The organism is Bradyrhizobium sp. 139 (assembly GCF_023074175.1).
Lineage (GTDB): Bacteria > Pseudomonadota > Alphaproteobacteria > Rhizobiales > Xanthobacteraceae > Bradyrhizobium.
Genome location: NZ_JADPKS010000150.1, coordinates 1 through 12,032 on the forward strand (window position 1 = coordinate 1; position 12,032 = coordinate 12,032).

General features: G+C 57.6%; 10 protein-coding genes. 7 read left to right on the forward strand and 3 right to left on the reverse strand.

What is annotated here, in order from left to right:
• From IVA80_RS32295 to IVA80_RS32305, 3 genes are all read right to left on the reverse strand, one after another.
• Window positions 1–382, reverse strand: a 382-nt coding sequence (locus IVA80_RS32295; RefSeq protein WP_247438989.1) for a polysaccharide deacetylase family protein, incomplete at its 3' end; no start/stop codon positions are given.
• Window positions 379–1,011, reverse strand: coding sequence for a NodA family N-acyltransferase (locus IVA80_RS32300; RefSeq protein WP_247438991.1), 633 nt, complete (start codon window positions 1,009–1,011; stop codon window positions 379–381). The genes IVA80_RS32295 and IVA80_RS32300, both read right to left, overlap by 4 nt.
• On the reverse strand, window positions 1,008–1,406 hold the full coding sequence (locus IVA80_RS32305; RefSeq protein WP_247438992.1) for a response regulator: 399 nt from the start codon (window positions 1,404–1,406) through the stop codon (window positions 1,008–1,010). The genes IVA80_RS32300 and IVA80_RS32305 overlap by 4 nt, the downstream gene beginning before the upstream one ends.
• Window positions 1,407–1,866: 460 nt before the next feature.
• Here IVA80_RS32305 and IVA80_RS32310 point away from each other — a divergent pair, with 460 nt between their 5' ends.
• The 7 genes from IVA80_RS32310 to IVA80_RS32340 all read left to right on the forward strand — a co-directional run bounded on the left by IVA80_RS32310 (window position 1,867) and on the right by IVA80_RS32340 (window position 11,206).
• Window positions 1,867–2,811: a LysR family transcriptional regulator gene (locus IVA80_RS32310; protein WP_247438993.1), complete on the forward strand. Its 945-nt coding sequence runs from the start codon at window positions 1,867–1,869 to the stop codon at window positions 2,809–2,811.
• A gap of 2,363 nt (window positions 2,812–5,174) precedes the next feature.
• On the forward strand, window positions 5,175–5,894 hold the full coding sequence (locus IVA80_RS32315) for a MerR family transcriptional regulator (protein ID WP_247333180.1): 720 nt from the start codon (window positions 5,175–5,177) through the stop codon (window positions 5,892–5,894).
• 352 nt (window positions 5,895–6,246) lie between these two features.
• Window positions 6,247–6,585 carry a hypothetical protein gene (locus IVA80_RS32320; RefSeq protein ID WP_247438994.1) on the forward strand — a complete coding sequence of 113 codons (339 nt, stop codon included), beginning with the start codon at window positions 6,247–6,249 and terminating at the stop codon, window positions 6,583–6,585.
• Between the two features lie 677 nt (window positions 6,586–7,262).
• Entirely contained in the window at window positions 7,263–8,339 is a 1,077-nt protein-coding gene (gene hisC / locus IVA80_RS32325) for a histidinol-phosphate transaminase (protein WP_247438998.1), read from the forward strand.
• 214 nt (window positions 8,340–8,553) lie between these two features.
• On the forward strand, window positions 8,554–9,582 hold the full coding sequence (locus tag IVA80_RS32330; protein WP_247438995.1) for an LLM class flavin-dependent oxidoreductase: 1,029 nt from the start codon (window positions 8,554–8,556) through the stop codon (window positions 9,580–9,582).
• 327 nt (window positions 9,583–9,909) lie between these two features.
• Window positions 9,910–10,185 (forward strand): hypothetical protein, encoded by a 276-nt coding sequence (locus IVA80_RS32335; RefSeq protein ID WP_247438996.1) that lies wholly within the window; start codon window positions 9,910–9,912, stop codon window positions 10,183–10,185.
• 676 nt (window positions 10,186–10,861) lie between these two features.
• Window positions 10,862–11,206 (forward strand): hypothetical protein, encoded by a 345-nt coding sequence (locus IVA80_RS32340; protein WP_247438997.1) that lies wholly within the window; start codon window positions 10,862–10,864, stop codon window positions 11,204–11,206.
• Window positions 11,207–12,032: the final 826 nt, after the last annotated feature.

Genomic DNA, 12,032 nt, shown 5'->3' on the forward strand with positions numbered 1-12,032 from the left:
TCTCCTTGGTCCAAGTCCCATACGGCGCACGCATGTGCCGCACAGAGGCTCGGGGGCAGGCCATTCCGATGACCTTGTTCGTCGTGAGGATCTCGTATTCCACCTCATCCGGCATGCATTTGGATAAATCCGGGTGCGTCATTGTGTGGTTTGCGATTTCGTGCCCTTCTGCGATGATGCGCTGGATCAGCTCCGGCTGACCTGCTGCATATGCACCGATCACGCAGAAGGTGGCGGGGGCCCGATGCTGCGCCAGCACATCCAGGATAGCCGGCGTGCAATGCGGGTTGGGACCATCATCAAATGTCAGATAGACGCAGTGCTCTCCGCCGGCGTCGGCGTAGTCGCTCCGCGCTTCAGTCTTGTTGTCTGCGGACGTCACAGTTCTGGCCCGTTCCGTTCAATCATCTCACCGTCCGGCCATTCGCTCATTGGCCTCGCAATCGGCAGGACGAGGACGACCACGTCCTCCACGCGCGTCGGAGGCACAGTGAGATAGATATCCGGGCGAGCGGACCGGACACGGAGCCCTGGCAGAACAGTCGCCAATCCCTGTCGCCCGAGCAGCCTGGTAATATGTTTCTGCAGGGCGGATCGGACCGTGCCAAAGCCGAACGGCACGCCAAGATCTCGCAATACCGGATACATCACGCGGATGGAGTGGCTGATGCCGAGCCCCTCGAGATCCGGGCGTACCCCGTACAATCCGAGTTCAGCCACAAGCAGATCGACCTCACCAACTTTTATGAAGCGGCGCAGTGCGCCGATGTGAATCGCGACGCCACAATCATCGTAGCCGATTGCCCGAATCTCAGGCCTTGCGCCGGCCCAGCTTCGATGACCTTCAAAGGGCTTTGCATTGAATGCCCCGGTCGGACCATAGGTCTTCCGGAAGAAGTCGGACAATTCAATATGGTCAGCAAGTTGAAGCTCATTCTCCCAGCACAGCCTCCAACGAACTGGAGGGCGCGCCGAAACACCTCGTGTGGATTCGGGCGCGATCATTTTCATAGAGAGTAATTCCTATTCATTATCTGACTCCTGACGCAGGCCAGCAGTTCGCTACGCTGGAAAGGCTTGCTCAAGAACTGGAGTCCAGCTTGCAGGACTCGCCTCATATCGTCTTCGGAGTTGTCTGTGAGCAGAACGGTGGGAATCGCGCCTCCGGATGCAGCCAGATGATGGAAAAGCTCAAAGCCACTCATCACGCTCGACTGCATGTCCGCGATCAAGCACGACGTGATCAAACGGCGGCCCGATTTCAAGAACTCGTCTGCGCTCTCGAAGGGTTCGGGTACGTAACCCGCGGAAAACACCATATCTGTCAGAGCTTCACGCACTGACCGATCTGCATTCACAATGGATACGACGTCGAGCGTGTGCGCAACTCGCATCAGATTCGCCAAGGACGCCTTCGCTTGCATGTTCCGCACGATTTCTCCGCAGCAAGGACGCAATCGGATGCGACCAAAACACATTTGGCACCCACAACCGAAGGGGTCCAACTGGAGGGAAATCTACGGCCAGGTTGAGCGTTCGCTCAATTCTACAGCGGTACACGGCCGGTATAGAATGGGTTGGCGAAGCCATACAATGGTTTGCTCGTCCTATACGCCCACGCTCATTTGCGGATTCCCACCGTGCTATCTCGCCGAGATATGACTTGCGCAACACGCGCGAAACTGCGACCGCACGGTCCAGATGTCTTGATCGATCCCTGGCGCTGGGCTGAGACGCGGTGCGATTTGTAACCATTCTGATAGATCTGACATCTCGCTAAACTATCCTTTGCTATCCTCATTCGGTACAAATGGTAAAATCGATTGTATCGATAGAACACATTCATACGGTGGATCACTCAAGATTATGCGTTTCAAGGGCCTCGATCTGAATCTCCTAGTCGCGTTCGACGCCCTGGTGACGCAAGGCAATCTCACTGCGGCGGCAAGAAGCATCAACCTCAGTCAACCTGCCATGAGTGCTGCCGTCGCGCGGCTTCGCACTTACTTTCGCGATGAGCTATTCACGATGAGGGGCCGGAAGCTTGTCCCAACGCCGCGGGCTCAAGCGCTCGCAGTCCCGATTCGCGAGGCTCTCGCTCACATTCAGCTCTCCATCATTTCTCCGGACGGTTTCAGTCCGTCTCAATCGAACCGGCGATTCAGGATCATCCTGTCCGACTTCATGACTGTCGTGTTTCTTCGACGAATCGTGGACCGCGTCGCGCGGGAAGCTCCGACAATCAATTTCGAGTTGCTGCCGCCCGTAGAGGAACCCGATGAACTTCTCCGGCGCGGTGAAGTCGATTTTCTCATGTATCCGGAGATGTTCATGTCGAGTGCGCATCCCAAGGCGGCACTGTTCGAGGACACTTTCGTTTGCGTGGGCTGCCCGATGAACAAGCAGCTGGCGCCGCGACTTACGTTCGAGAAGTACATGTCGATCGGGCACGTGGAAGCCCAGTTCGGGCGCTCCCTGAGGCCCTCCTTCCACGAATGGCTCTTGCTCGAGCATGGTTTCAAGATACGCACCGAGGTCGCTGTGCAAGGTTTTGGTATGATTCCGCCTATGTTATTGGGCACCAACCGTATAGCGAGCATGCCCTCAAGATTGGTCAGCCATTTCGCAAACACGATGCCCCTGCGGGTCATCGAACCTCCGCTGCGACTTCTCACATTCACCGAGGCCGTCCAATGGCCGGCCATTCATAATACTGATCCTGCAAGCATTTGGATGCGCAACATGTTCTTGCAAGAGGCATCCATGATGCTCTCTCCGTCCGAGACCAACCAATGTCACGGCCCGTTCTAGGATTGTTCGGCCGTTTGCGACTTACTCTTCGTCAACCAGATCTACGCCAGGCTCGAAGCTCCGGTCCTCGCTGGTGTTCGGATTGGCGCGCTTGAGCGTAGTTTGATCGGGTCGGCGGCGCTATTGATCTCGCGCTGGCGTGACGATCTTGCGCGTCATACAGCTCGTTCGGCGGCGCTCCGCAATGACTTTCCGCTGATCCGACGGGCTGCATCGCAATGTTCTACATGAGCTGAGCTCAGAGCTCTCGAAATGATCCGGCCAGTCAGGTGAACGATGTCCAGCCTCGGCACTAGAATCCCTTGAATCGTACACCGCGTCAGGTTGTAGACCAAGACCTGCGATCGAGGCTGCAAACGTGGACACTGGTAGGCACCCGCACCGCTCTTCGCCTGCCGGTGGGCATTCTCCTTGCCGTCTACTGTCCCGGCGATCGCAGCAGTAATGCCGAAGCACGCCAGTAGCTAGACGCCTCTTGGCGGGCCGCCCCACAGGGTCGATGCCGGCTCGTTCGCGTCGAACCAACTTGTTCTGCCGAACGCCAACGCTGTCCACAGTCGCGTCCGGAAAGCGCAACGCGAGCTGGCGTAACTCGGGAGAGCGGAACCTGCAAGTGAGAGGTCTGCGCAAGGCTGGCATGGAGGTTGGGACACGTCATCTCAACGGCGCTTATCTTACTCTTAAACTCGATCCCGCATGACGGAGCGCAACCGCAAACTCGCTGGCCGCAGGATCAACCTGGATCCACCCGCCGTGAGCTCGCCCGCTGCGCGCGTGCTTGGGGGATGAGTGTTTATGATGAGAGGGCGGCAACTGTGCCAATGTCCGGCGCACGGAAGGGCTCGCCGCTCCCATTCGCCAAGCCCTGCTCCACCTACAGCTTTTGATCGTTTCGGGCGACATGGTCAATCCAGCCACATCGGATCGTGAGTGCAGGGTCATCCTTTCGGATCTCGCGACAGTCGTGTTATTTTCGAAAGTATCGTGGCGCGCGGGATGCCGCCGCCGTTAGCCCCGAGTTGCGGCCCCTCACCGCTGTCCCCGAAGAGCTACTTCGGTGCGGTAACATGATTTGCCTATCTTACCCAAAGCATCTATGTCCAGCGCTCGCACACCAAAGCGATACTGTTCGGGGATGAAAGTGAGTGAGCTTCTGGACGAGCAAGCCATTACCCGCGACAGCTGGACTGTGCTGCGCAACACTGATCCGGCTCACGTCTGGATATGCGAGTTATTGCTGTAGGAGCTATGGCACGTCGTGTTTTCCCGACGCGGCCGCGCGGCGCCGGGGCGTGTTGACCGTTTTGAGCGCCTACACGTCCAACGGATATCGGAGCGATCCTTCGAGGCTCGGTCCTCAATCGCGAGTAACGTTTCGCCAGCCGCGCGAGGTGCGCTTGCGTTGAGATACATGCCGGGAATGGTTTTGCGGCCCGTCTTTCTCTCATTCTACCGACGCTTTGCGTCGCAGACTTGCGCCGTTGAAGAGCAGCCATCATCTTGTGGCATTCCAAAACCCGATGTTGCCATGCGCGAACAACGCCTTAGCGCCCACAAAGCCATCTCAACAGGACTAGCAGCTTGTCGAAAACGCTGTTAGGAGCCGAGCGGGGGGCCGCGCCACGATGTGATGGTAAGACTGATCTGCGATGATTGACCAATCAACGCCCGGCTCGACGATAGACATTACAGCAAGGATTCGACCGAAGGAGGCCCATCTGATCAGATCAGTACTGTGTCTGGGCCGCCGTTCGTGAAGCTGTGTCTCAAGAGCAAGCGGGGCTGCATGTACCTGCTTTCGCTTCGCGTGGCGATCAGACAGCAGATGGCCACTGCTGCGGCAGCATCCAGCAGAAATTGCACAGTTTTCGGTTGGGGCAGTGTTGGACAAAAGGGAAGCAAACGCCGTGTTGCACAACGGCACCACACGAACGTCCTGTCACATTCTTTCGCGCACGTCGCCGCTCCGTCTCCTTTTTGCCCCACCACAGCCAAACGGCTTCGTCACGTGCGGCGCGGGTGCGACAATCAAAGGAGCTTACTCTTGGATAAGCCGAGCGGAGTCTACGATCCGGAGGATCTCGCGAGCTTGGGAAATCTTTTTGATAGAGCAATCGCGTCTTTACCGACATGCATGCGAACCAGCGAGAATCGCGTGGCGATCGCCAGACTTGTGATGCAACGCGCAGCGAGGGACGAATTGGCGTCGCTGGCGAACTTGATGCTTGCACTTGTCTCGGCCGCTTGATCAACAGCATGCGCTCAGTCCTCCCGGGCGTTCGCAGCAAGAGACCATCATCTAGATCATTGAAATAACTTGATTCTCACGTGACGTCAGGTTGTAGGCTTGCAAATTGAGGACCATGACAAACGCCACACCACGACGGCGCCGATGGCGCATTGGAGAACTTGCAGAGGCGACCGGCGTAACGGTACGCACTCTGCATCACTACGAACATACCGGGTTGTTGACGGTCTCGGAACGTACCGATGGCGGTCACCGCATGTACGATCGTGAAAGCCTACAACGCGTCTCTCAGATTCGCGCGCTACGTGAGCTCGGCTTCTCGCTTCCTGAGATCCGCAAAGCCATCGAGGGGCGGACATCTCTCACGGATCTATTGCGCAACCATCTGGAGCGAATTGAAGTTCAAGTCGCGCGGGCGACATTATTACGGGACCGATTGCGCAATATGACGACGCAAGGTGAGACAGAAGTCAGTGTCGACGAGCTGCCGGCCACGTTAGATGCAATGTCGCGGATCGAGGAGCGTACCCCCTCGGCCATCTGCACGTGCGCCTCTAACGCTAGCCGCGAAGATCGGTGGCGGAAGATTCGGGACGAGCTACGAAGCTGCATGGATCGGGGCGAGCCTCCATGCAGTGAGCGGGCAAATGCGGTCGCGCGTCAGGCTCGTTCGCTGCTGACTGAGATCGCAGGAGTTGACTCGACTGTCTCGATGATACTTAAGGTGCTGACGCGATTGACCGAACCACACAATCTCGCCGGCTGGGATGCGAGTCTCATGCGATACCTGGATCTCGCCCTCGCCGCGCTGGAGGACCAGCTGGGAAAGAGTTGACGCACCGGTTGCCCGCGACTCGGTTACTGGAATGTCTCTAAACCCAATGAACTGATGCTGATCCTTGTCTGACTGAGGATCGTTGGCCCGTAGCAATTCGCCTGCGAATCTGCGTTGTCGGCACTCTTTGGGGTCCTTCGCTGTGTGGATTTTGGCAATCAACCTCGACGAGCACCCTTCGAAGTACTTGATTCGTACGTAGCGTCACATTGTACCTTCTAAAAGCATCGACGCAGCGGCGGGGCGACCGACAGAGCGCCGGCTAGGCCGACGGAGACTCCAATGATCGGCATCACTTTCGGAAATTCCCGGTGAGAGCGCTGGGCGAGAACAAGTCGGTGGATGATCGTCTTTGGCCATTGCCGGCGACTGCGCAAACGGCACGCTCTTTACGTTTATGCCGGACTCAACGACGAATGCTGCAGGGGCAGCCGCTGTCGCCAAGCTTAATGGTTCGAGCCTATCTTCCGCAGGTTGCATGCTCTACGCTTATGCCGCAGTTCAAGCATGGGCAGGCTCGGTCAAACGGGCGGGCACCTTGTGCCACGCGGGTCGCTGCGGCCCTACCTCGGGCTCAATCGAAACGGCCATTGCCACGGTTCGATTCGACTCCAAGGGAGACAATGCCGCTCCTGGGTTCATCGTTTACCGCTGGCGCGACAATACCGTCGAAGCGGTCGCGCAGACCTGACCGCCCGCACCAACGCCGCACGGAGCGTTCGAATGATGAACCATCCTCGACATAGCGATTACGCGCTGCTCACGTGCATCGCAGTCGCCGCAGTCGCAGCATTTCTCGCCCTCGCGGCAATGCTATCGCAGCTGTCGTGCACGCCCGAACGGCCGTCCGAAGAGTACGTTCCCATTCGCCTGGTGCCACTAGAGTGAGCATCGCTTCCACATTCGTAAGGCCGACGAACATCGGTGACTTCTTCCAGCTAGTGAAACTGATGCGCACCTCGCTCTCGAGAGTGAGCTGCCAGGACCTCTTTAGAAGGAACGTAGCTTGTGGCAAGATATCAGTCGTGCGCAGTCTGTCTTCGGATTACGCGAGTTCAAGCCAAGCGTTAGCAGCGCTGTTCGGCCGAGTGGACGTGGCGTTGCCTCCCCTCGTGAAACAGGTATTCGCTGGGATAACGCCGTGTGCCGCCTGATCCGTGCTGATCGCTGCCGGACTTTGAGACGGGCTCTGATCCGGTGCGGCGCTTATATCTGAGCCCGCCTATGGCACCCCACCCCTCACATTCATGCACGCCTTCGCTTCCCGGCTCCGAACACAGCGCGCGCATCACGTAGGCTCGATGAAGGCCGTCAACTGCTCTCGCCGACAAAAGGGAGAACACCAAATTGGATGCAAAACTGCAAACTATGCTTTCCTCGCTCTCGCCGGTGGCTCGCGAATTGGATGCTCTACCGTCCGGGCGGCCCACCCCGGACAATACTTGCGTGAAGCTGAACACGAATGAGAACCCATTTCCTTTGCCGGCCATCGTGATGCGAAGCGCAATTGCAGCTCTTGAGGTGCAATACCGCTATCCAGAAGACGACAATGTCAGCTTGAGACAAGCGGCCGCAGCCGCCTATGGGATTGCCACTGATCGCGTGATGGCTGGCAATGGATCGTCTGAACTCCTCAGTCTCATTTACAGAGCCTTTCTTGCCCCGGGCGACGGCATCGCAATGATGTCGCCCGGCTTCTCATTCAATCGCAAGCTTGCCATGTTGCAAGGGGCCCGGTTCATTGAAATTCCCTGGTCTGAACCCGACTGCTTGCCGATGGACGAGCTGCTTTTCGGTCGGGCTAAACATGCCAAGTTCATTCTGCTGGCCAATCCGAACAATCCGACCGGAACCTTTGTTCCGCTCGCTGAGATCGAGCGCCTTGTTATACGATCTGATCGATTGATCGTATTAGACGAAGCTTATGTCGATTTCGCACCTGAGGACGGCCTACGCCTCGTTGAGCGCCATTCGAATCTTCTGGTCCTGCGCACGTTTTCCAAGAGTTATTCCGCCGCTGGCATTCGCGTCGGCTTCGGTTTCGGCCATCCCGAGCTGATTGGGCGGCTTCGCAACATCCAGAATGTTTTCAACATGAATGTGGTCGCTCATGCCGTTGGCATGAGCGTCCTTGCGCATCGCGACGCCTACGAGGAGAACCATCGCCACGTCAGGCTTGAGCGTCAGCGGGTAGCGGCGGCCCTCTCGGAATTTGGGTTCTCCGTAACGCCTTCCCACGCGAACTTCCTCCTCGCCCGTGTGCCGGTAGGCCAGGGTGGCAGATGGTGGCAGGCGGCGTTGCAAGACCAGAGCGTCCTCGTTGCCTTCTTTCCGGATGCCGGTCTGCAAGAGTGCATTCGGGTTAGCATCGGTACAAAGCGCCAGATGGATGCGTTTCTTGCGGCTGTCGGCAGCATTCTTAAGAAAGTGGGATGCCGTGGCTAGTGACCCCTTCCACTCAGGTCACAGATCCCCCTTCGTCATCGATCCGGACCCACACATGATGCAGCTTCGCGACGCAGCCGGAGTCAGTTTTGTCCGATCGGCGCATTGCGAGCTGTTGAGAACGGCTTCGCAGCATATGCACCGCAGTGCCAGCGAGCGCCTCTTGCACCCCAAAACCCGGCGGACTCCGGTCCTCTCTATAGGAGATAACTGAGTGAGAAACGTTCTTCCCTCAAACCTGACCTGCGGCATCTTTGATCATCTTGACGAGGACGGCCCCAATATCGCCCGGCAATACGCGGACCGCCTCGCGCTGGCGGAGGCCTACGACCGGCTCGGTTTCTATGCCTATCATCTGGCGGAGCATCATTGCACCCCGCATGGACGCGGTCCATCGCCGAACGTGTTTCTGTCAAGCGTCATACAACGCACACGGCGACTTCGCGTTGGTCCATTGGTCATGCTGCTCAACCTCTACCACCCGTTGCGGGCATTCGAGGAGATCTGCATGTTGGATCACCTGAGCAGCGGCAGGGTCGAGGTCGGTCTTGGTCGCGGCTCCCTACCGCTCGAACTGAGTTATTTTGGGGTTGGAGCCGATGTTGCCTCAAGCCGTTACGAGGAAGCTTCCCAAATCTTCGTTAACGCGATGAATGGCGGCCCGCTCTCGTACGAAGGGAAACATTTTGCGCTGAGCGACGTTCCTTTGACGCTTTCACCTCACCAGCGTCCTTGTCCCCCGACATGGATTGCTACAAATCGGCCAGAGTCCGCGCATTGGGCGGCGGCGAATGGCGCTAATCTGGCGTGCATGGGGCCCTCTTCTGCCGTTCGCAAGGTAACAGATCGCTATCGCGCTCATCAAAACGCCAAGCATGACGCCAACGGTTCAGCACCATTTCTCGCATTACTCCGCATGGTCGTAATTGCCAGCTCTGAAGCAGCCGCCCGCTCCCTCGCCGCGCCAGCCTACGAAACATGGCTTAAGAGCTTTAAGTTCCTGTACGAGCTCAATGACATCCCGCCTCCATCCAACCTGCCCCTAACCTTGGATGCCGCAATTGAGAGTGAACTGTGCGTTGTCGGAACGCGCGCTTCGGTGCGCCAAACTCTTCTCGATCACGTGGAAGAGGCAGGCGCCAACTATCTCCTTTGCCAGCTCGCCTTTGGATCTCTGTCACTGGATGCCTGCCTCAACACAGCAACTGCGATTCACTCCGAGCTCATAGCGGCAGAGCACTGACGGTGAGCCAACAGAGATTCCAATAAGTTCGTCCTTGACCAGGCAATAAATGGCAACACCGAGACCCATGAGCACCGCAGCCGGATGCATTTGTCAGGCCGTTCTTATGGTTCAAATGGCTCTTACGCGCATGAGACCCTTTCGACTACATCACCAAACAACGGCAATAAATGCCCTGTCTCCCATTTTGCGTGCGTTGACATTGCCCGAGCAGTGGTTTGCTTGGACAGGTGAGTTGGCACACGCTCATCCCGCTTTGGCGCGCCAGTTCGTCGATCGCATTCCACACGAATCCAAGATGCGGCTTATCGCACGGGCGGGCCTGTCGTGACGCGGTCCCGGCAGCGCTCCGACCAGACGGAGGAGATCGCGCGTAAGCTCGAGATCGTGCTGGCGGAGTTGGCTTCGCTGCGCATTCTGCTGGCTGCGCACGGAATTAGCACCCCTCCACCTCTGCATGAGGACTACCTCACTGTTCAGCGATTCGCAGCGATGAACCACATAAGCCCCGAAGGCGTGCTCTCTCGGATCCGCCGCGGCAAGTTGCGCGCGGAGAAGCGCGGTGGCCGCTGGTGGGTGAAATGCACGGTTTGCACAGCATAGCCGTGCAGTGGCGAGGACAGTAAGACAGACGAAATGAACCAATCAGAGATCGGGAATCCAGCACATGGAAATGATCTGCTCGTTTAAGTTGCAATCTTTTCTGAGCTCGACCGGACAGCCGATGGAGACTCAAGAGATCGATCGAGGTCGACGTGGCGCACGACCAACACACCATCGCCAGATCGGGAGGCTCGATCTCGATGCACCCACGCAATCACAAAACGGGTGGGCGCCCCGAGCACCGGGATATCGGATGACCACCTTTGCGTGACCGGGATCACTCACTCAATTCGGCCTCGTCAACAGAGCGATCCGAGTGAGAAAGCGGAAGAGCACGGATGCGTGGCAGAAGTCCAACTCCGATGCCGCTGCATGTATTGTGGCAAATGGAAAGCGGCGCACACCCTCCATGTCAGTTTTGCACGTGAGCCACCGCACGCTACCGGGTTACGGCCTGGAGCACAGGAAAGATAAATGCCTTGCTCGCAAATCGCACAGTTTGTGAGTTCCCCTGAGCATATCTTGAACGTCCGTCTCACGCCCGCTGGAGCGTAGCAGCGGACATGTATCCCAGTCATTCGCCTGTTCAGGGTCGCCTCGCGCGCCGGTGTCAAAGGGGACAGGTCTGATTTCGCTGGGATGGTCGCCAGAATCTGGCTGGAGAAGGAGATGGCCAATGATGTCACCAAGACTGATGTCAGTCCTCGGGTCGATGGTAGCAGTCGAGCGTATGTTTTGGAAACTTCGAGAATTGATCGATGGCGACAGCTCAATCTCACCTGAAGTTCGAGAGACGCTTCATGTCATGTTAGATGCAAAGCTTCTTTCCGCAAAAGATAAGATTATGAGCGACGCGCGCGCTGCGATTGACGCAACTCCTGATTTGCCGCAGGCGGTCCGCGATCGAGCATACAGGTCGCTCGACTTTGCAATGAAAATGTTCATGACGGGCGAACCGCGCCGCCCTCAGGATCCTTTTAACGAAGTCGGTATCTGCAGCACTCATCTCAAGATGCATTGATGCATGCCCCGCTCCGGCGATCGCTTGCCAGGTGTCGTCATTAGGCAGCGGCGTAGGCTCGACTCTGCTCGTGGGAAGCAGCGCTTGAGTTGATCCAGCTCAGGCGTCATGATTCGCGTTCCCGAGAGGGCTTCGATGCCTGGCTAGGACCTTCACCGAATGGACGGTCGCATGCTGAGCCATTCTTCGGCATGCGCCTGATCAATTGAATCAAGAGGATCGGCTCACGCCTCAATGTTGATGGATCCCTCTTGGCCCATCCACAGCATGGATACCTCGCATCAAAACAATAGATTTTACCAATATTCTCCAAATCCACATAGCTAACCGCCGGCTATCAAGGATGATTGAGGAAAAGGCGCGTCATGACGTATTCGCTATTTTCAATGCAATTGGCGGATGACGTGCAAGCGCCAGCACGTGATCACCTCTTGCGCCCAGATCGAGGCCCGTCTTGGTCGCGCTATCGGACTAGGGCGCAGTGCAACGTGTTCTATTGCATCAGCGAGCCACTGGCGCGCGGGAGCTGCTTGGATGCATCAATCTGGCCCGAACATCAGCCATGAGGCAGCATGGGCAGCTCGCCCTCAGATCTCTGGCCGGCCTTAGCGAGAACGGCGCAGCCCAAGCCAATAGCGACAAGGGCGATCTAGCGTCGCTGGGTGCAGCGCTCTGGCAGGCTGATCCCGGATGGCCGCGCTTGACGCGCATCTGTCCGGTGGCGCGCGGTGAGCCCTTTGCGAGTCAACAAGGAACTGGAGTGTTTTCGATGCGGGCTCGTGGCCGCGGCACATGCGTGCGCCGTATGGGACTTGGACCAAGGAGG